Below are 21,179 nucleotides of genomic sequence, written 5' to 3'. Positions count from 1 at the left end.
AAAGTGGGTATTGATGTGGCGGCGACCCAGATTACGTTATCGTTTTTCTTACCGTAGAAATTGGCTCCAATCTTCCATCATCGCACGACGCTTCTCTAACGCTGTTCCGCGCCTATATGCTGCTTCGGTCTTATCCTTCAAAACATGCGCAAGAGCGGCCTCCGCAATATCGCGTGGGTAGTCAGTTTCATCGCCCGCCCAATCACGAAAAGAGGATCGTAGGCCATGCAATGTGGCGTCTCCTGCGCCTGCCGCACGAAATACCTTCACCATCGCCGTGTCACTGATTGGTGTGTTGAGTTTGTCCCCCTCGAATATCAGATCGCCGGTGGCGCGTTGCTTTTGAACCATAAGAATTTCAATCGCGCGATCTGATAGCGGAATCTCATGTGGCCGTGCTGCTTTCATTCTTTCTGCGGGCACAGTCCATAGCTTTTCCGCAAAATTGATTTCATCCCAGACAGCACTTCGGGTTTCATTGGAACGTGTCGCCGTTAAGGCCAGAAATTCCAGGGCGCGTGCTGATACGGCGGATGACTGCCGAAGCTTTTGAATGACGGCTGGCAGGGTCTTATATGCCAATGCAGCGTGGTGGCCTTTCGTGAGCTTTTTTCGGGCGGGAAGTAGTTCCTTCAAACCACCGCGCCATGCTGCCGGGTTATTTCCAACAAATAGGCCTCGCGCAGTTGCGTGTTCAAACACCAGTGCGATACGCTGGCGCGTCCGGTCGGCTGTCTCTGGAATCTTTGTCCAAATCGGCTTCAAGACTTCTAGCACGTCATCACGTGTTATCTCTGCTATCGCCTTGTTGTGCAGCGGGGCGGCATATGTCCGCAGTGTCATCGCCCACTGATCTTGATGTTTCTTATTCTTAGACGATGCCAATTTGACATCAAGCACATCATCCATGACTTCCGCGAACGTCTTTCTGTCGTGAAGTCGTTCGCCGCGCGCAAGCCGTTGACGCATCTCGTCGGCTTTCTCCCGCGCCAGCGCAAGAGAGACGGGGGCGGTTCCTTGTCCATAGCCGCCGAGGCCGGTTTCACTTCTTGTTCCGTAGCGTTTATGTATGAACACCCATTGGCGACTGCCACCGGAACGAACGCGCAGATACAGGCCATCCCCATCGGAATAAATGCCGGGCTTGGTCAGCGCCTTGATCCGAGTTTCCGAAAGCTTATTGCGGGCCATATCTGATTCTCGTTGCCATAACTTTGCTTCGAAAGTTATGGAAAATACAGAAAATTCTCAATACAAATGCACGTTATTTCAATAGGTTATGGGAAATGGAGGACATTCTCTTCCGCCAATCGGCTTTTCAGGTCATCTTGAGCGTACGATGCTCAGCACATTGCGAACCACTTCGTCCTGAAGCGGGCGCTGCTTCTCGATGTTGAAATGGCCGATATCCTTCATGCCTGAGAAGTCGCGATTGTCGAGGTTGCCCTTGAAACGCGGACCGGCAGCCAGCGGCATGCCCCAGCCGTGCTGCTTGAAATAGAAGTTCACGACACGCCTTATATTACCGGGCAAAGGGGCTGGCGCGGTGGCGGCAAAGGTGGCCATATAAGTGACCTGAATGCCCTTCTTTTCGAGCGCGGTTGCAATATCAATGACGGCATTGGCGCCGAGCGAATGGCCGATCAGCACCACGGGCGCGCGTGGGTTCTTTCGCTGGTCGGCGAGGATCTGGTTCAGCACGAAACGCCAGGCCTGATGCCCCTCGACATGCGCATCCACTCCGTTGGCCTGCAACTGCTTGCCGATCTCATCGATGCCGGTGGAGAAGACGTCCCCGAAACCGCGCAGAAGATAGACATCGGCTTGCGGCGAGCTTCTGGAAGGCGTTTTGGGTGCCGCCTGTGCCGCGCTACCATAGAACGCAAGTACAGCCCCGGCAAACAGGAGGCCGCGACGGGTCAGGGATTTGGGACGCAAACTGTTCGGCTTTGAAGTCATCTTCGATTACTCGTTTGAGCACGTTCGAGAACGATGAAACGACTTTGAACGCGATATACTGGAACAGGTATCTAGAGCGCCGATCCGTTTCAGCCAAATCACTAGAACTTGATTTTTGGAATGACACGGCCTGTCCGGCTTGCATATTCGTCATAGGAATTGCCGAATGCCGCGCGCATCATGGCCTCCTCGTGATCGATCCGATAGAAATAGAGGATAGCGACGCCGACAAGGCCAGCCAGTCCGGCAAACCAGTTCGGCAGCAGGCAGAATTGGGCAATCGCCCACAGCCAGAATGACAGATACATCGGATGACGGACATATTTGTAAAGCCCGTCCGTCACCAGCTTGTGCTCGCGGCGGATTTCAAGCGAAACAGACCAGTTTTTGCCCAACTGGCGATGGCTTGCATAGAAAAGCCAGAGGAATGCGATCTCGACAATCAGACCGATCCAGGCCAGCCATGGCTGGAAACCATAGTCAGCAAAGGCGGGAAAGCCGGTTGCGACATAGACAATCGGGATCAGCGACAGGCCGACGCTCGCCGCACCCAGCGCCAGCCGATCGGCCAGCGTTTTTGCATTGTTCGCAACCTTGATCTTGCGCGCGCGCCGCTGATGCGGAATGCGGATAACGACCCAGGCAACAAGCCCAATAGCCCAGACGATTGCGGCCAGTGTCGGTGTCATTCGGCAATAGTTTCCTTCTTTGGCAGGGCACCGATTATTCGGTCATCCGTCCGGTCTCTAAGCGAGATCGGACCACAGCAAATCTGAAAGAAATCATACCAATAGGGTTTTGTATTTCCGAATACATATTGATAGTGCACGCGAAAAAGGTTTCGCTTCACACGCTTGTAGATTTCCGGCTGCAGCATTTCCTTCATCCGCACGGTCTTTGTGACAGGGAAGGGCCGTTGCGGCTCGCGCTTCAGGCCCATCTCGGCCACAGGATCGGTCTTGTAGAAGTTGATCGCGTCGGTCAGGCACTGGATTTCCACCCAGTCGATCTTGCCGTCGTCCACGAGCCGTTGCACGCCTTCGCGAAAATGTCCGCCTGCAGGGTGATAGCCTGCCTTGAGCGCGGTTGAACCAAGCGTGAGGACCGTCACTTTGGGCGCGCGGCTGCTGAACTCCGGATCGATGGCAAGGCAGCGCGCGGCAACGTCCAGCATCAGCATGCCGCCGGTGCTGTGGCCGATCAGAATGACTTCGTCGTAATGTTTTGCGGTGATGCGCTCGACGATACCGGCTGCAAAGCGCTGCATCAGAGATTCAGCGTCCTGCCGCCGCCCCCGAATGAAATTGAGCGAAAACGACCATAGGTCCATCAGATGGTTGGTTGACCACCGCTTGCCGAGAACGGCGAGCGCTGCGGAAAAAACCACCAGACCGAGGAGCCAGCTGACGGCGCCCAGCCATTGCACAGTCCATCGCGCTACGGCATAGCCTGCTGCTGCAAACAAAGCGAGCACAAGAAACGGGTAGAGGAAATAGAGCCCGAAGCGCCAGGCTTTCGCAAAGAAACGAAAGGCTGTGCCGGTTACGACGAAATCGCCGAAAGCGACAAGATATTTGGCCAGCCTGACAGGCAGGGGGCGGTCGAAATCCGCCAGCACTATTCTGTCCAGAACGAGAAAATTAAAGTCGGTTTCGGTATCCCAATCGTCGTCGGCAGGAACCGTTTTGATCAACACGGAGCCGATTTCGCAATCAGGCGAGATGCTGACATCCGAAACATCGGAACGAACGCCCCAGAGTGTCTCGAACCTTTTGATTTCTCTATTCAATCGACCAAAAAACGCCTTGGGCGTTTTAGGGTCATAGCCGCCAATGAAGAAGACAGCGCGTCGTCGAACCGGTTGCTTCATGCGCAAACCGTAGTTTGGGGGTTTCTGATTGTCGAGATCATTGCCGGTCATCCCCAAACAAATATGTTTGAACTTGCTCGCTTATCTCATGTCGACGAGACCGCGCCTTATTGCTTCACGGGTTGCCTCGGCGCGAGAAGAGACGCTCAGCTTTTGATAGATGGCCTTCACATAGTCGCTGACTGTATGTTCCGATAGTCCAAGTTTGCGGGCGATTTCACCATTTTTGTGCCCGTCCCCGATCTCCTTCAGCACTTCGGTTTCCCGGCGCGAAAGATGGATGAACTCGCCTTCCAGTTCCATTGCCGCCGGATGGGCGGATATGGCCTTCACCCGAGCGACCAGATTGAGCCTCGCGCGGATTGTGAGGATGAGAACGTCGAAATCGATTGGCTTGGTCAGATAATCGTCAGCGCCGGCCTCCCTGCCGGTCAGCTCGTGGCTGCGGTCAGCGAGCGCAGTCAGAAACAGGAATGGCGTTCCCGCAAGGTCAGAACGGGCGCCGCGAATCTGTTCCAGAAACTGCAGGCCATTGGTGCCGGGCATCAATATATCGCAGATGATGATGTCGGGCGTCGTCGTGTCCAGCATGCGCAACGCTTCGCCTGCATTGGCCGCGCCGATAGCGTTGAAACCCGAAGTGCTCAGTTCATCGATCAGTTCTTCCAGAATATGGGTTTCGTCCTCGATGCAGAGGACGGTCGGCATGGAGAGGGTTTCAGGTAGTCGCATGCGGGGCCACCTTTGGTAGGGTCAGAATGAACACCGTACCTTGCCCTTCAACCGAAGTGAAGACAAGCGTTCCGCCGTGTAATTCGGCCAAAGCGCGCGACAGGCTGAGACCAAGGCCGGTGCCTGCCATGTGCGATGCATTGCTGGCGCGGAAAAAGCGCGTGAATATGCGGTCGGTATCCTCTGCCGGTATGCCGATACCGTAATCGCGAACGATGCATCTGAACCCGTTTTCGTCTTCTTCGGTGGTCACCTCGATGGGCTTGTCGGCAGGGGAATATTTGGTGGCATTGCCAAGCAGGTTGACCAGAATCTGCTCGACCAGAATGCCGTCGCAATAACAGAAGGTCTCGCTGTCCTGAATGTTTGTGACCAGCTCCAGCTCCGGATGCAATTCCTGATGATAGGCGCAGGTATTGCGGACCAGTTCCGAGAAATCAACTGGTTGCCGGTTGATCTGAAATCCGTTCTCATCAAGACGTTCCGCATTGGCAGTACTCTCCAGAAGCAGGATCAGGCGGCGGCTGGCGTTCCGCATCCGCTTTGCCTTGTCGACGATGATTTCGGGCGTGAATTCGTCGGCGCGACGGATGAAACGCTGGGCGATGATGTCGATGATCGATACGGGTGTGCGGAACTGGTGAGACACCGTGGTGATGAAACTCTTGTAGAGTTCTTTGGCCTTGCGCTCACTCTCCAGTGCCTCGCGCAGGGCGGCTGTGCGATCAGCGACGGTGTGTTCCAGTTGCTGCTTGTATTCCTGCAACGCCTTGTGGGCGCGCTCGGCCTTGCGCATGTTGGAAAATACCTGCCATGACAGAATGGCGCCGGTGGCCATGATGCCCAATACCGCGAACATGATCAGATAGATCGACTGCAATTGCTGGTCGCGCTGTGCGCCGCCGCGGTCACGCTCCAGTATCATCGCATCATTGGCAACTTTGGTCAGTTCCTCGCGCATGGGAACCAGCGCTTCATAGATGGCAATCGGATCGAATTTGTCAGGCTCCGCATCGATCATCGCCTCTATCTCGGGAAGCCGGTCGGCATTGCGCTGGATGGTTTGGGCGCCGCCAGGAATGCGGGCGAAATATTTCTTCTGCGGGGCATCGGCCAGCAGCGCAAAACGGCTGTAGAGAACGTCGAGACGGAGTGAGAGATCGGCGGTGTTGGTGTTGCCGCTTGGCAGGGTCAGTGCGGTTTCGCCGAGACGCCCGGCGTCACGCTCGGTCTGAGTGATGGCCCAGACCATGTTTTCGCCGACATAGGTAGCGAGCGATTTCTGGATGACGAGAAGCTGAATGAAAGCATAAGCGAGCAGGGCCGCAAACCCCACCATGACAAGGCCGGAAAGAATGTAGCCCCGCTTTAATCTCATTTCACCTCGATCTGCTTCAGCTGCCATGCCCAGCGGTGATCATAGCGCGAATCGTTCAGTTCCTCATGCTGGTCGCGCGGGTAGACGATCCAGTATGGCCCCTTGTCTCGCCGGTTCAACTCCCTGCCGTTCATCTTGTGCGCGACAAGGACGTCGTATTTATAGGCGTCTTCCAGCGGAATGCTGATGCTGTAATCGTTGAGCGCAAGCACCGTAATCGAGTGGCTGCCTGCTTCTGTTCCGTCGACACCCACCGTCGCCAGCACATCGCGCAGCAATACGCCGTCGAAGTTCTGCGGCAGTTTCGTGAAGTCATCGCTGCTCAGCACGCGCGTCGTTCCATTCGGGGCGACAATAGTCAGCGTGATGGTTGCCGCAGCGGGTGGTGCGGCATCAGCCGGGCCAGTGAAATGGATGACTTGGCAGATGGCGAAAAGCGCGATCAGTGCCCTGAACGCCAGAAGACGCTGGAAAGCGAACATCCAGTTTGCACATGACACGTGAGGCATCTCCAGAAGCGAAAAATTGCGAATGTATCCAAGCTTAAACGGGAGGACGCGCGCAATTTCAAGATTCTCTTGAGTTTGCCGAGCGAAATTCCCCTTCAAAAGCGACAATTCACACATAACACTAAAAAATTTTGGTCCAATTCCAAATAAATATCAAACTGATTCACGAAAATTTTTAATCTCTACCGGCGGTTACACGTCAGTTTTGGATAAAATGGTTGGTTTTTCTTTGTGAACTATCCCCCTGAATAGGGGAATTGTTTTTCGCTACTAGAGCGTTCACTAAATGATCGCCGGCCTGTTGGGGCTTAGGAGGCTGGCGCAAAAATTGGGCGGGGGCTGCTTATCGACCGCGGGGAGTCGGGGTCGATAGGCAGCCAACCAGTCCGGATAGCGCGGAAGCGGCGATAACGGTTACTCTCGGAGCGATGCGTTTCGAGCTACGAATAAAAACCGATCCTGCAATCATTGTTGCTTTCCGGGAAGAATGGCCGACTGGCATCTGGTCGAGCCTTGTGAACCTGCCGTTCGGGTTCCTCGATCAGAGCGAGCTTGCACCTCTTTCGCGTCCTTCATCTGGAGGGCGCGCTTTTTTTTGGCGTTTCGCTGAAGCGCATAATGTTTTTTTGGTCATGCTTCGCGAATTCTCGGTTGTGCGCTGCTGCATCTATTGGTTGCAAGTACATCGGGGTGCGCTATCGAATAAATCCAATATTACTACCAAAAAATTGCGGTTTCTTCTTTTGTTTCAGCAATTCGCAATGTAAAAGCGATAAAGCGCGTTCGCGCTGTTCAATAAAATCTATGCATCGCAGGCGGGTTTCCGGGGGGATTCACATGACAGGCGTGTTGCGTCACAAATCCATGCTGTTGATGACGACGGCGGCGCTGGGTTTTTACGTAACGACCGCACGGGGGGCAGGCGTCGATCTCGACACCGCAGGGGGTTCCTATGACATTAGTGCGGCAGGCGGAAACCAGACCATTGAATCCTTGAGCGGCGTTTCCGGTACGTCTGTTTTGCTCGGTCCCAACACACTGACATTCGGCAATGCCACCAATCAAATCTTTGCCGGGACGATCAGCGGTACGGGTGGGATCGTCAAGCAGGGTAGCGGCACACAAATCCTCACCGGCGCCAATGATTTCAGCGGGGGCACAAACTTTGCCGCTGGTGGTATCGTCGTCGGCAATAATAGTGCATTGGGAAGCGGCGGCATTACGGTCAATGGGAATGCCCAGCTCGACAACAGCGCCTCTGTCAGTCTTGCAAACCGTATAGATGTGGCTGGTGGGGCGACGCTTTCGGTGAACGGCTCCAATGGATTGACCCTGGGCGGGGTCATTTCAGGGGGCGGCGGATTGACCAAGAACGGCGCCGCCACACTAACGTTGAGCGGCTCCAACACCTATACCGGCGGCACAACGATCAATGCGGGCACACTGGCGGTTGGCGCTTATGGATCGCTCGCAAGCACCGGCGCTATGAACCTCGCAGGTGCAGGTGCGGCTCTGGATATCAGCGGGGCTGTCTCGTCACAATCTATTGGTGGACTGACCGGAGCGGCCGGAACAAGTATTGCTATGGGAGCGAACTCCCTGACATTCGGTGGTGCCGCAAACACCACATTCGGCGGCACAATTGGCGGCACCGGCGCAATCGCGAAGTCGGGGTCGGGTACGCAGACGCTCACCGGCACAAACACCTATACCGGCGGCACGACAATCAATGCAGGCACGCTGGCACTTGGTGCCGGTGGGGCGCTTGCGGCTGCAGGTTCTGTAAATCTCGGTGCGTCAGGCGCTGGTTTCGATATCAGCGGGGCAGGCGGCAATCAGACTATCGGCGCATTGAGCGGTGTTGCTGGAACAAGCGTAACACTTGGTCCCAACACACTGAGCTTCGGCGATGCGACCAATCAGACCTTTGCCGGGACGATCAACGGTACGGGTGGAATTGTCAAACAGGGTATTGGCAGGCAGACACTCACCGGCACAAACACCTATACAGGCGGCACGACAATCAATGCGGGCACGCTGGCGCTCGGTGCCGGCGGGGCGCTTGCGGCTGCAGGTTCTGTAAATCTCGGTGCGTCAGGCGCTGGTTTCGATATCAGCGGGGCAGGCAGCAACCAGACTATTGGCGCATTGAGCGGTGGTGCTGAAACAAGCGTAACACTTGGTCCCAACACACTGATCTTCGGCGATGCGACCAATCAGACCTTTGCCGGGACGATCAACGGTACGGGTGGAATTGTCAAACAGAGTATTGGCACGCAGACGCTCACCGGCACAAACACCTATACCGGCGGCACGACAATCAATGCAGGCACGCTGGCGCTCGGTGCCGGTGGGGCGCTCGCGACTGGTGGCTTTGTAAATCTCGGCGCGGCAGGCGCTGATTTCGACATCAGTGCAGCAGGCAGCCAAACCATCGGCGCATTGAGCGGTGTTGCTGGAACGCGCGTAACACTTGGTCCCGGCACGCTGAGCTTCGGCGATGCGACCAGCCGGACCTTCGCCGGGGCGATCAGCGGTGCGGGCAGCATTGTCAAGCAAGGCAGCGGACGGCAGGTTTTCAACGGTATCAGCATCCATGCCGGACTTACCAGTGTCATGGCTGGCAGTCTCATTATCGGAGATACAAGAGGCACGAGCGCATCGATTGCGGGCAATGTTACGGTTGGTGCAGGCGCGACAATTGGCGGGCATGGTCGCATTGGTGGTGATTTGACCCTCGCCTCGGGCAGTCATTTAAGCCCTGGCGCCAGCATCGGAACACTGACGGTCGACGGCAATCTTACGGTTGGGCAGGGGAGCCAGCTTGATTTCGAGTTTGGCGCGCCGGGTATAAATTTCGCGACTTTCGGTCAGAGTGACAGTGTCAGTGTCCGAGGCGATCTGACCGTAAACGCTTCTGTCCTCAATGTCATCAACGGCGGTGGCATGGGGCCGGGTCTATACAATCTGTTCAGCTATGGTGGGGCTCTCAGTTTCAATGGCGGGGGGTTCTTTCCGCCTGCGGGAAGTGCTATCCAAATTCTCACCGGTACCAAGCAGATCAATCTGGTCAACATGACTCCCGGGGTCGAACTCAATTTCTGGAATGCAAACGGCCTGGCAGGTCCCTCCCAGATGGGCGGCGGCTCTGGTACGTGGTCCGTTGCCAACGCGAACTGGACGGATAGTCAGGGCAGTTTTACGGGGCCTATGACTCCGCAACCGGGTTTTGCAATATTCGGTGGAGCGTCGGGCACCGTCACGGTTGATGACAACGCCGGGACGGTTGGCGCGCTTGGAATGCAGTTTGCCAGCGACGGCTATCGGCTAGACGGCGATATTCTGATCCTTCAGAGCCAGAACGCGACAATGCCTGAAATTCGCGTGGGTGACGGTTCGGCCGCAAGCGCAAACTGGACTGCAACCATCGACACCGTTATCGCTGGTATAGACGGTATCACCAAGACCGGCGCGGGGACGCTCGTTCTCAATGCCAGCAATCTCTATAGCGGCGGTACACGGATCAGCGCCGGCACACTTTCTGTATCGAACGACAGCAATATGAGCTTTATCAACGGCGGTCTCATTCTTGATGGCGGTACGCTGCGGATTACGGGAACAGGGTTCTCGCAAACAGCCCGCAGCGTGACCATGACTGGCAATGGCGGTGGCTTTGACATTGCCGACGCTGAGGCACGCTTTACGGTGTCGCAGGCTCTCTCGGGCAGCGGCGCTCTGGTCAAATCCGGCGACGGCACCTTGGTGCTGTCAGGCGCAAACAGCTATAGCGGCGGCACGCTTGTCAACGGCGGCACCTTGCAGGGTGACACGGAAAGCCTGCAGGGCAATATCATCAACAATGCGCGGCTCGTCTTCGACCAGCAGAGCGACGGCGCATTTGCAGGCGATCTGTCCGGCACTGGCACATTTGTCAAATCGGGCGGTGGCAAATTGGTCCTTTCGGGTGCCAACAGCTACAGCGGCGGCACGCTTGTCAGCGGCGGCACCTTGCTGGGCGATACGGCAAGCCTGCAGGGCAATATCACCAACAATGCGCAGCTTGTCTTCGATCAGCAGAGCGATGGCATTTTCACAGGTAGCCTTTCCGGTAGCGGAAGCCTTGTGAAACAGGGTTCGGGCATGCTGGTTTTCAACGGCAACGGTGCGGGTTTTGCCGGTTCCACAGTCGTCGAAAACGGTATGCTCAAGGTCGGCGATGCCGACCCTTCCGCTGCGGTTCTGGGTGGCGATGTCACCATCGGGACAGGCGGCACCTTGCGAGGTCACGGCGTCATTCTCGGGTCGGTGACCAATCAGGGCATCTTGCGTCCGGGCGGTTCCGTCGGAACGCTGACCATCAATGGCAATCTGGTGCAGACGGCAAACAGCGTCCTGCAGATCGACACCACGCCTGCGGGAGAGGCCGGCAAGCTCGTGGTCGGCGGTTCTGCGCAGCTTGCGGGTGGTCTTTCGATCATTGGCGAAAATGGCAGTTGGTCACCGCAGACCAACTATACGATCCTGACTTCGGCGGGTGGCATCAGCGGGACCTTTGCGAACATCGACAGCAATCTGGCATTCCTGACGCCAAGCCTGACTTATGGCGCGACGACAATCGATCTCCGTCTCAACCGCAACGACACAAGCTTTGCCAGCGTCGGTGAAACGCGTAATCAAAAAGCGGTGGCGGGCGCTGCCGACAGGCTGGGCCGTGGCGAGGTTTACAATGCGCTCGTCAGCTTGAGTGCTGCCGAAGCGCGAGCAGGTTTCGACGCCTTGTCGGGCGAAATCCATGCCAGCGTCAAAGGCGCTCTGATTGATGAAAGCCGGTTTGCACGTGACGCCATCGGCGACCGTTTGCGCGCTGCGTTCGATGCAAATTGCAAGGCGGGCAATCCGGTGTGGACCGGCAAAGGCAGCGCCGGAGCCTACGGTCAAGCTTGTGCCAATACCGCCGAAACGGCCTTCTGGCTGCAAGGTTATGGCGCTTGGGGCTCCAATGATGGCGACGGCAATGCTGCCAAGCTTTCCGGTTCTACAGGCGGTGTTTTCATCGGTACCGACATTCCGGTCGGCAGCTGGCGTACCGGTCTGATGGCAGGCTATGGCAATTCTTCCTTTGATGCGGATGACCGCTTTTCAAGCGCCGATGTAGACTCCTATACGCTGGGTGCCTACGCCGGAACTGTGATCGAAAAGGTTGGCGCAGGCGATATAGGGCTTCGTTTCGGCGCGACCCATAGCTGGTACAATATCGACACCGGGCGCTCGATTTCCTTTGCCGGCTTCAAAGCGGTGGAAGAAACTTCGTATGATGCACAGGCGCTGCAATTGTTCGGCGAGGCCGGATACAAGATGCAGGCCGGTCGCGCGAGCTTCGAGCCTTTTGCCAATCTGGCCTATGTGCGGCTTCATACTGACGGTTATGATGGGGATGGCGTCGCTGGCCTTCACAGCGACAGCGACAATAGCGACGTCACCTATACGACGCTGGGGCTCAGAGCCGCGACCGATCTGACGCTTGGCGGTTTAGCCTCGACATTGCACGCAACGCTTGGCTGGCAACATGCGGCGGGTGACATCACACCCGTTGCCCGTCATGCCTTCGCCGGTTCGGAACCCTTCAGCGTGGCAGGCGTGCCGGTTGCCGAAGACGCAGCCCTGATCGAGGCTGGTCTGAACTTCCAGTTCAGTGAAGATGCTTCACTTGCTGCCGGTTACAAGGGGCAATTCGGTGATGGAGCGGTGCGGAATGGCTTCAACGCTTCGTTCAACGTGAAGTTCTAAAGCGGTTCCAATTAAACAGAATCATGGAACTGCTCTATCTATTTATTTTTACGCATTATCCTGCGCAAAACCGCTTCGCACTTTTGCTGGAAATGCTTCTATAAAAAATTTGTGACGATGGTTGCTTATGGCAACGATCGTCACAAATGAAGATATGGCAGTTCAGCTTCAAACATTCCGGCAGCTATTTCTGTTCCGGTGCCGTTGTCTGAATGCTTGCAGTTGTCTGAGGCTTCTCCATCTTCGTGGAGGATTGAGCATTATGATAAGTGCAGTCTGCCATCGCAGCTGTAACCGACAGAGCGAGGACAGCTGTAGTCACGAATACGACTTTCATGTCTGTCTCCCTTCAGTTTGGGTGTGGCATTGCAACGGCAAGTTTAGCAGAGCGGGATCGCCCTGTCGCATCACATTGTCCCGGAACATCATTGGCCATATTTTGGTCATGATTTAGTCGGGCGTTCGCCGTAATTTCCGTCGGGAAAACGCAATGCTTCTGCTCGTAAAAACGCATCTGGCGCGAAAATCGCGCCAAATCATGGTTATGCCTTAATGTGATTTAGGGGGCGGTCAGGAGGCGCAGCGGCTCACCACTGCCCGCTTGCCACCCATGGACAGGAACGAGATATGCAGCGACTGGCCGACAGGTGAAATAGTGATGTTTTCGTTCGACTGTTGACCGTTGGCGGTGCAGGACATGGCGACGGTAAAGGTGCCTTCGTAATTGTTTATCCGTGTTACGGAGCACTGGCTGTCGCGGCTGTCAAAACGCTCGCCGGAAATGGAGAACCGCTGGCCATCGGAGCTGCACCAGTTGCCGGTGATGGGTGTCGGATCGACAGGCGGTTTTGCAGGAGCGGCACTTGCCGACGGGCCGGGCGTTGTTTCGGAACACGCTGTTAGCGCAGTGACAACAAGGGCGAGGGCAAGCAAACCGGACTTTTGCAACAATCTTCTCCTTCATGCATCGAACAAGCTCCCTCTTAAGAAACAGATTCGGGCGATATCGCGACGCGAAGAAAATAAATCCGCTAACTACATGAAAAGGGCCGGATTGCTCCGGCCCTTCTGATCAGGTCTTGAGGTGAAGCCGGGGTTATTCCCCCGGCGCCAGATGCGGGGCTTCGATCTTGGCGCCTGCATGTTTCAACGGGCGTTCGCCGGAGAGCTTGCGGATCAGCACATAGAACACCGGCGTCATGAAGATGCCGAAGGCCGTCACGCCGATCATGCCTGCAAAGACTGCGACACCCATCGCTGAGCGCATTTCCGCGCCGGCACCTGTCGACATCACCAGAGGCACCACGCCCATGATGAAGGCCATTGAGGTCATCAGGATCGGGCGCAGACGCAACCGGCTTGCCTCGACCGCCGCCTGCACGACGCTTCGTCCGGACAGCTCCAGCTCGCGGGCGAATTCCACGATCAGGATTGCGTTCTTCGCCGATAGCCCCACAAGGACTATCAAGCCGATCTGGGTGAAGACGTTGTTGTCACCTCCTGTCAGCCAGACACCGGTGAGTGCGGCCATGATCCCCATCGGCACGATCATGATGATCGACAGCGGCAGGGCAAGGCTTTCATATTGCGCAGCCAGAACCAGATAGACGAGCAGCAGCGCCAGCGGGAAGACGAGGAAGCCTGAGTTACCGGCGAGAATTTGCTGGTAGGTCAGATCGGTCCACTCGTAAGCGATGCCCGGAGGCAGGGTTTCTTCCGCGATCCGTTCGATGGCAGCCTGTGCCTGACCGGACGAGAATCCGGGAGCCGGGTTACCGTTGATATCGGCAGAAAGGAAGCCGTTATAACGGATGGCGCGTTCCGCACCCACGGTCTGCTCGACTTTCAGGAGGGCCGACAGCGGGATCATCTCGCCCGACTGCGAACGCACTTTCAGCTTGCCGATATCTTCGGCATGGCTGCGATAATTCGCATCGGCCTGAATGCGCACGCTATAGGTACGTCCAAAGGCATTGAAGTCGTTGACATAGAGCGAACCCAGATAAATCTGCAGGGTTTCGAACACATCGGTCACCGCCACGCCCAGCTGACGCGCCTTCGTGCGGTCGAGATCGGCATAAAGCTGCGGCACATTGATCTGGTAGCTCGAATAGAGACCAGCCAGCTCGGGTGTCTGATAGGCCTTGGCAAGAAACGCCTTGGTCGCATCGTCCAGCGCCTTGAAGCCAAGCCCGTTGCGATCCTCAAGCTGGAGCTTGAAGCCGCCTGTCGTCCCGAGACCCTGAACGGGCGGTGGCGGGAACATGGCGATGAAAGCATCCTGAATGGCGCCGAACTGCTGGTTCAGTTCTCCCGTGATTGCATTGGCCGAAAGTTCCGGCGATTTACGCTCCTCGAACGGCTTCAGCGTCACGAAAACGATGCCGGAGTTCGATGAGTTGGTGAAACCATTGATCGACAGGCCGGGGAAGGCGATGGCATTGGCCACACCCGGATGCTTGAGGGCAATGTCGCTCATGCGGCGGATCACGTCTTCCGAGCGGTCGAGCGTTGCCGCATCCGGCAATTGCGCGAAGCCGATCAGATATTGCTTGTCCTGCGCCGGAACGAAGCCGCCGGGCACTGCACGGAACAGCACGAAGGTGACGCCGAGCAGCACGACATAGAGGCCCATCACCAGCGACTTGCGCGAGAGAATGCTGCCAACGCCGCGTCCATAGGCGTTTGAACTTGCACCAAAGAAACGGTTGAAGCCACGGAAGAACCAGCCGAACAGCTTGTCCATGATCCGCGTCAGACGATCCTTCGGCGCATCGTGGCCGCGCAGCAGCAGAGCTGCCAGAGCAGGCGAAAGCGTCAGCGAGTTGAAGGCGGAGATCACCGTCGAGATCGCGATGGTGAGAGCGAACTGGCGGTAGAACTGACCGGTCAGACCGGTGATGAAGGCAAGCGGCACGAAGACCGCAACCAGCACCAGCGCGATGGCGATGATCGGCCCGGACACTTCCTGCATGGCGCGATAGGTTGCCTCGACCGGCGACAGTCCCTGTTCGATGTTACGCTCGACATTTTCCACCACCACGATGGCGTCATCGACCACGATGCCGATGGCAAGCACGAGGCCGAAGAGGCTGAGCGCATTGATGGAGAAGCCGAACACATACATGACCGCGAACGTGCCGACGATGGAGACGGGAACGGCAACCAGTGGAATGATGGAGGCGCGCCATGTCTGCAGGAACATGATGACGACGATCACCACGAGAACAATGGCTTCGAGCAGGGTGTGAATGACAGACTCGATAGAGGCTTTCACAAACGCCGTCGTGTCATAGACGATGTCGAAATCCACACCTTCCGGCATGGTTTTCTTCAGGTCGGCCATGGCGGCATGGACGTTTTCGGAAATTTCAAGCGCATTGGAGCCGGGTGCCTGAAACACCCCCATGCCGACAGCCGACTTGTTGTCGAGCAGCGAGCGCAGGGAATAATCAGCGGCGCCCATTTCGACACGCGCAACATCGCCCAGCCGGGTGATTTCACCTTCGCTGCCCGATTTCACGACGATGTTCGCGAACTCTTCCGGTGACTGGAGACGGCCTTGCGCATTGACGGATAGCTGAAGGTCGAGGCCCGAAACGGACGGCGATGCGCCGATGACACCGGCAGCAGCCTGAACGTTCTGCTGGCGGATGGCAGTGGCGATATCGCTTGCAGAAAGTCCGCGTTCGGCTGCCTTCTGCGGGTCAATCCAGACGCGCATCGAATAATCACCGCCGCCGAATATCTGCACCTGACCGACGCCCGGAATACGGGCGATACGATCCTTGACGTTCAGAACGGCATAGTTGCGCAGATAGTTCACGTCATACCGGCCATCGGGCGAGATGAGGTGAACCACCAGCGTCAGGTCGGGCGAGCTTTTGGCAGTTGTGACGCCAAGGGTGCGCACTTCTTCCGGCAGGCGCGGTTCGGCCTGCGAAATACGGTTCTGCACCAACTGCTGGGCCTGATCGGGATCGGTGCCGAGCGCAAATGTGACGGTCAGCGTCATGACGCCGTCGGCGGTCGCCTGGCTCTGCATATAAAGCATGCCTTCGACGCCGTTGATCTGTTCTTCAAGCGGCGTGGCGACGGTTTCGGAAATAACGGCTGGGTTGGCGCCCGGATATTGCGCGCGAACTACGATTTGTGGCGGCACGACTTCCGGATATTCCGAGATCGGCAGACCTGTCATGCCGATCAGACCGGCAACGAAGATCAGGACCGACAGAACGCCAGCGAAGACCGGGCGGTCGACGAAAAAGCGTGAAAAGTTCATCTGTTTATCCCCCTTAAGCGGGAAGGCAAAGACTCTCCCGGCCCGCGGGAACAAGTGTTCTCGCGGGTTGTTTAGGCTGAGTGCTTGCGTTTATGCGCGCTTCAGGCGCGCACTGTTTCAATGAGCATTTCCAGCAAAAGTGCGAAGCGGTTTTGCGTGAGGTAAATGCGTAAAAGCAAAGAGATAGAGCGGTTCCACGATTCCGTTCAAACTGGAACAGCTCTAGTTCTGGGCAAGTGTTTCGGTTACCGGTTGCGGTACGACGACCACGCCCGGACGAATGCGCTGCAGGCCGTTCACGACGATATTCTCGCCGGGCTTCAACCCGCTTTCGATAATGCGCAGGCCGTCATAATTGCGACCGAGAACCACCTGCCGGTATTCAACCTTGTTATCCGTGCCGACCACGAAAACGAACTTCTTGTCCTGATCGGAAGAAATCGCCCGGTCGCTCACCACCAGTTTTTCATCCGGTTCCGGCTCACCGAAACGAATGCGGACAAACTGGCCCGGAATGAGCCTTCCGTCCGGATTGTCGATTGCCGCACGAACCCGAATTGTGCCGGTTGTGGCATCGACTTCATTGTTGATCAGCTGGATATGGCCGGAAATCGGGGTGCCTTCATCGGAAGCAGTGCCGATCTGGACAGGGATGCGCTCGATGGCGCTTCCGCCAGGCGAGGCTGCAAGCTTGGCAAGCGCCTTGGTAACGACTTCCTCATTGGCGCTGAAGCTTGCATAGATCGGATCGACCGAAACAAGCGTGGTCAGGACCGGCGAGGCGGAACTTGCCGCAACGAGATTGCCTGCCGTGACTTCCAGTCGCCCGACGCGACCGGAAATCGGTGCGCGTACTTCGGTGTATTGAAGATCGAGCTCGGCTGAACGCAGGGCAGCCTTGGCGGAACGTAAGGTAGCCTGCGTCTCGTCATAGGCGCTGGAGCGCTGGTCGAGGCCGCTTTGGGCGATCGTACGGGTGGTCACGAGCTGGCGCCCACGTTCCAGTTCGGTCTTGGCCAGTGCGACGCGGGCTTCTTCAGCGGAAACCTGCGCTTTTGCCTTTTCGACCGCTGCCGCGTAGGGCTCGGGATCGATGGTGACGAGCAGGTCCCCCTGTTTCACCAGAGCGCCTTCGCGGAAATGGGCTTTCAGGATGGCGCCGCCGACACGCGGCCGAATTTCTACCCGGTCAATCGCTTCCAGACGGCCGGAAAACTCTTCCCAGCTTACGATGCGTCGCGATTCTGCCTTGGCGACCGAAACCGGCACGGCGGGCGGTGGAGCGGAAATATCGGTTGCAGCATCGGCCTTGAGGTGAGGCGCGCCAAAGAGAATGGCGCCGCCGCCGGCTGCAGACAATAGGATACTCAGGCCGGCGCCCCATAGGGCCCGGCGGGCTGTGATCGATGTCATTGTTGTATCTCCTGGAGCATAATCCGACCGGAGTGGAACGAGGATCGGTCAGATTATGCTTTCAATAAAGGAGGTTAGAGCTTCGCTCTAACCGGTGGGGGCCGGCTTCAATGTGAGCACCAGATCAAAGCTTGGGAGGACTTTAAAACTGGTTATTTCAAGCATGTCTTTATCCCAAAACCGGTTCCCACTTTTGGGAGACATGCTTTATGCTGCGATTGGCTTTGCTCCTGCCTGCCGGAAGAAATCGGAAAACAGGTCGATAAGTTTATGTTCCTGTGGCGACCAGTCGGTGCTCGCCACCTTGTTTTCGGGTATCCAGCCAGCTTTTCCGGGCAGGACATGAGACTGAACCTTCACGCCCGCCTGACGGAGACGCTCGGCATAGGCCTGCGTTTCATCTCGCATCGGGCACTGGGCGCTGGTGACAAGCAAGGTGGGTGCCAGACCAGCAAGACGCGTACACAGGGCAGGCGCGGCGTAGGGGTGGGTGAAACCCGCACACTCGCCCAGATAATGCTGCCAGCCATCCGACATCGTCTGGACGGCGCTTTCCGGGCAATACTTGCGGAAAGACGCCGTGGCGAGGCAGGGGTCGAGCATGGGCGAAAGCAGTATCTGACCCTTGAGCTCGGTCAGATATTGATCGCGCGCCATGAGGGCTACGCCGGCAGCAATATTGCCGCCCGCCTCTTCACCGGCGACGAACAGCATCGACTTCTTGTGCGCTAATTCAGGGCAACGCGCGCGCATCGAAGACAAAATGGAGTAGGCTATCTCAAGCGCCGCCGGGAACGGGTTGAGGCAGGCCGACGAATATTCTGGCGATACGACCACCGCACCTGCCTCGGCAAGTGTTTCGGCAACGCGCTCGCAGTCACCAAGGCAGTTGACCGAGAAAGCACCGCCGTGAAGGTGCAACACCACAGGCGGAGGAGAGAGCAATTTGGCGCCCTTATAAATGCGCGCCGTGCAGGTGGAGTTGCCTGTCTGCCCATGTGCTTGCCCGTGAAGCTGCCCATGAACCTGCAACGTCTCAACCGTAAACTTCTCGCACATCTTTCTTGGCCTTCATGTATAGCGGCAAACCGCCATGGTTAGATATTAGCATTGTCTATAGGCTGGAATAGTCCCCTATAATTGGTTACACTGTCCAGAATCTCGAACAATGACGGCTTTTTGATAATGGACCAGCTCTCGGCCATGCGCGCTTTTCTCCGGGTTGTTGAAACCGGGAACTTCACGCGCGCTTCCGCCTCGCTCAATATGCCCAAGGCAACGATCAGCAATCTTATCCAGGGATTGGAAGCCCATCTTCGTACAAAACTCCTCAATCGTACGACCCGCCGTGTTCTCGTAACACCGGATGGCGCACTTTACTATGAGCGCGCTGCACGATTGCTGGCCGATCTTGCGGAACTTGACGGCAGCCTGTCGAGCGCCCAGACCTTGCCCAAAGGTCGCCTGCGCGTGGAAATGGCGAGCGCGGTCGCCAATCTCATCATCATTCCGGCGCTGATCGAGTTTCATCAGCGTTATCCCGATATCCAGATCGATCTTGGCGTATCGGACCGGCCTGTCGATTATGTGGCGGAGAACGTCGATTGCGCCATCCGCATTGGCGAGCTGGCCGACCAGTCGCTGATTGCGCGGCGCATCGGCGACATGCATTTCATCGCCTGTGCTTCCGCCGAATATCTCGACCGTTGTTCCACGCCGCTGCACCCGTCCGATCTCGGCAGGAACTGCACGGTGGTCGGTTATTTCCGCCCATCGACCGGCCAGCAGATGCCGTTCCGTTTCAAAAAAGGGACGGAGGAAATCGAGGTCAACGGACGCTATGTGGTGGCAGCGAACGAATCGACCACCTATCTCGCTGCCGCTCGCGCAGGTCTCGGCGTGGTGCAGGCGCCTTTGTTCATGGTGAAGGACGACATCGACAACGGCACGTTGCGCCCTGTCCTGCAGGAGTGGGAAATTGAACCGATGCCGATCTATCTGGTCTATCCGCCCAACCGGCACCTCAGCAACCGTCTCCGCGTCTTTGCCGACTGGGTCGTCAAGACCGTTGCAAAGTCACAGCTTAATGGGAGTTAGAACGGTCCTGTTATAGCAGGACTGTTCTAACGAATTGGTTTGCCGCATTATCCTACGCAAAACCGCTTCGCACTTTTGCTGGAAATGCTCTAGCGCGCGCACCGCCGCTTGTTGAGCCGGACCTTGATCTTGTCGGGAGAAGTGCTTTTCGCCTTGTGACCCGACGAGACGATATGCGCGCGCACGGTGCAGTCGCCTGCGAGAACCTCGAAATTATTGGAGCGGATATACATCACCGTATTGATCGGCTGGTCGGGCATTTTCTGCGCGACGGCGTTGACGACAGCGGTGACTTCCTTCGCCCTTTGTTTCGAACTGCCATTACTGGCAGCCAGCGCCGGGCTGAGCGCGGATGAAAATGCGAATATGCCCGCAAACAGAAAAGCAGTCTTAGCTTTCTTCATTGGCATGGCCTCCGATTGAGCTGGAATTGAATGGACCAACATAGGCCCCAATTGCGTCAATACCAGTACCGGAAAGCCGTTTTACCCGCTCTTTGTCTCGCTTATGCCGTTTGCGATGCGCTTGACCGTAGTCGCGACCAGAAGCAGGCATAGGAGCGGCTGCAGCCAGAAAATCCATTGTGGCAGAATGCCGTCAATGGCAATCCACGCACCGAGCACGCCAAAGACCACAGCGCGGTCGCTTTTGCCCATCGGGCCGTCATAGCGGCGGTTCGCACCCACGGACGCACCGGCAACGCCTGCAAATTCCGTAAGGGTGGCCAGAAAGATAATCGCGAATATCCATGGGTCGGTGAACGGCGCGATGATCGCGAAGGGCGCATAAAGGGCAGCATCGGAAACAACGTCTCCAATCTCGTTGAGATAGGCACCCAGCGTCGATTTCTGCCCATGTTCGCGCGCCAGCATTCCGTCGACGGCGTTCAGCGCCATCCGCAGGAAAAGCCAGATCGGGACGAGTGCAAACCATGCCGCGTTACCGCTCCACGCCAGAAAAGCGCCAAGTATGATCGAGACGAGCGCGGCAGCGACTGTAACCTGATTGGCCGTTACACCGCCTGCAGCAAGTCGCACGACAAGAGGTCTCAGTAAATTCTGGAAACGCGACTTGAGTTGATAAACCGACATCAAGAATCTCTTGGGAAACGAAGAATAAGTATTGAACAGCTATTTGCGGTTCGCTCCAGCT

16 protein-coding genes are annotated in these 21,179 nt (G+C 56.9%); 3 read left to right on the top strand and 13 right to left on the bottom strand.

Translation table 11 applies throughout. The annotated features are described in order from the left end of the window. Nucleotides 1-48: 48 nt before the first annotated feature. From KWJ32_RS10430 to KWJ32_RS10400, 7 genes are all read right to left on the bottom strand, one after another. Nucleotides 49-1,191 (bottom strand): site-specific integrase, encoded by a 1,143-nt coding sequence (locus tag KWJ32_RS10430; protein WP_151610187.1) that lies wholly within the window; start codon nt 1,189-1,191, stop codon nt 49-51. 132 nt (nt 1,192-1,323) lie between these two features. Then, nucleotides 1,324-1,959, bottom strand: a complete 636-nt coding sequence (locus KWJ32_RS10425) for a thioesterase domain-containing protein (protein ID WP_011982618.1) — start codon at nt 1,957-1,959, stop codon at nt 1,324-1,326. Nucleotides 1,960-2,060: 101 nt separating this feature from the next. Next, entirely contained in the window at nt 2,061-2,648 is a 588-nt protein-coding gene (locus KWJ32_RS10420) for a protein-S-isoprenylcysteine O-methyltransferase (protein WP_011982619.1), read from the bottom strand. After that, a complete protein-coding gene (locus KWJ32_RS10415; protein WP_040128770.1) occupies nt 2,645-3,829 on the bottom strand; it encodes an alpha/beta fold hydrolase in 1,185 nt (394 codons plus the stop codon). The genes KWJ32_RS10420 and KWJ32_RS10415 overlap by 4 nt, the downstream gene beginning before the upstream one ends. A gap of 81 nt (nt 3,830-3,910) precedes the next feature. Continuing rightward, on the bottom strand, nt 3,911-4,561 hold the full coding sequence (locus tag KWJ32_RS10410) for a response regulator transcription factor (RefSeq protein WP_011982621.1): 651 nt from the start codon (nt 4,559-4,561) through the stop codon (nt 3,911-3,913). Continuing rightward, complete coding sequence (locus KWJ32_RS10405; RefSeq protein WP_011982622.1) at nt 4,548-5,939, bottom strand: HAMP domain-containing sensor histidine kinase; 1,392 nt, start codon at nt 5,937-5,939, stop codon at nt 4,548-4,550. Before KWJ32_RS10405 ends, KWJ32_RS10410 begins: the two co-directional genes overlap by 14 nt. Further along, nucleotides 5,936-6,448 carry a molybdopterin-dependent oxidoreductase gene (locus KWJ32_RS10400; protein WP_256885973.1) on the bottom strand — a complete coding sequence of 171 codons (513 nt, stop codon included), beginning with the start codon at nt 6,446-6,448 and terminating at the stop codon, nt 5,936-5,938. The genes KWJ32_RS10405 and KWJ32_RS10400 overlap by 4 nt, the downstream gene beginning before the upstream one ends. Nucleotides 6,449-6,876: 428 nt before the next feature. Here KWJ32_RS10400 and KWJ32_RS10395 point away from each other — a divergent pair, with 428 nt between their 5' ends. Next, the gene (locus KWJ32_RS10395; RefSeq protein ID WP_192799846.1) at nt 6,877-7,215 is read left to right on the top strand and encodes a hypothetical protein; all 339 of its coding nucleotides are present in this window, start codon (nt 6,877-6,879) and stop codon (nt 7,213-7,215) included. Nucleotides 7,216-7,285: 70 nt separating this feature from the next. Beyond that, the gene (locus KWJ32_RS10390) at nt 7,286-12,235 is read left to right on the top strand and encodes an autotransporter-associated beta strand repeat-containing protein (protein ID WP_192799847.1); all 4,950 of its coding nucleotides are present in this window, start codon (nt 7,286-7,288) and stop codon (nt 12,233-12,235) included. Nucleotides 12,236-12,805: 570 nt separating this feature from the next. Here KWJ32_RS10390 and KWJ32_RS10385 read toward each other — a convergent pair. From KWJ32_RS10385 to KWJ32_RS10370, 4 genes are all read right to left on the bottom strand, one after another. Beyond that, nucleotides 12,806-13,183, bottom strand: a complete 378-nt coding sequence (locus KWJ32_RS10385; RefSeq protein ID WP_125334756.1) for a hypothetical protein — start codon at nt 13,181-13,183, stop codon at nt 12,806-12,808. Nucleotides 13,184-13,331: 148 nt separating this feature from the next. Beyond that, nucleotides 13,332-16,517: a multidrug efflux RND transporter permease subunit gene (locus KWJ32_RS10380; protein ID WP_125300806.1), complete on the bottom strand. Its 3,186-nt coding sequence runs from the start codon at nt 16,515-16,517 to the stop codon at nt 13,332-13,334. A gap of 222 nt (nt 16,518-16,739) precedes the next feature. Beyond that, nucleotides 16,740-17,930 (bottom strand): efflux RND transporter periplasmic adaptor subunit, encoded by a 1,191-nt coding sequence (locus KWJ32_RS10375; protein WP_011982626.1) that lies wholly within the window; start codon nt 17,928-17,930, stop codon nt 16,740-16,742. 207 nt (nt 17,931-18,137) lie between these two features. After that, nucleotides 18,138-18,989, bottom strand: coding sequence for an alpha/beta hydrolase (locus KWJ32_RS10370; RefSeq protein ID WP_151610190.1), 852 nt, complete (start codon nt 18,987-18,989; stop codon nt 18,138-18,140). 126 nt (nt 18,990-19,115) lie between these two features. Between KWJ32_RS10370 and KWJ32_RS10365 the strand changes: the two genes are divergently transcribed. After that, nucleotides 19,116-20,027, top strand: a complete 912-nt coding sequence (locus tag KWJ32_RS10365) for a LysR family transcriptional regulator (RefSeq protein WP_011982628.1) — start codon at nt 19,116-19,118, stop codon at nt 20,025-20,027. Nucleotides 20,028-20,116: 89 nt separating this feature from the next. On the opposite strand, the gene KWJ32_RS10360 is transcribed toward KWJ32_RS10365, so the two are convergent. Then, complete coding sequence (locus tag KWJ32_RS10360) at nt 20,117-20,431, bottom strand: hypothetical protein (RefSeq protein WP_040128478.1); 315 nt, start codon at nt 20,429-20,431, stop codon at nt 20,117-20,119. 81 nt (nt 20,432-20,512) lie between these two features. Next, complete coding sequence (locus tag KWJ32_RS10355) at nt 20,513-21,118, bottom strand: CDP-alcohol phosphatidyltransferase family protein (protein WP_151610191.1); 606 nt, start codon at nt 21,116-21,118, stop codon at nt 20,513-20,515. Nucleotides 21,119-21,179 lie beyond the last annotated feature (61 nt).

This window comes from Ochrobactrum sp. BTU2, assembly GCF_024539785.1.
GTDB classification, from domain to species: Bacteria; Pseudomonadota; Alphaproteobacteria; order Rhizobiales; family Rhizobiaceae; genus Brucella; species Brucella anthropi.
Note: the sequence above shows the minus strand (reverse complement) of the source record. Positions and strands in the feature narration are given on the sequence as shown.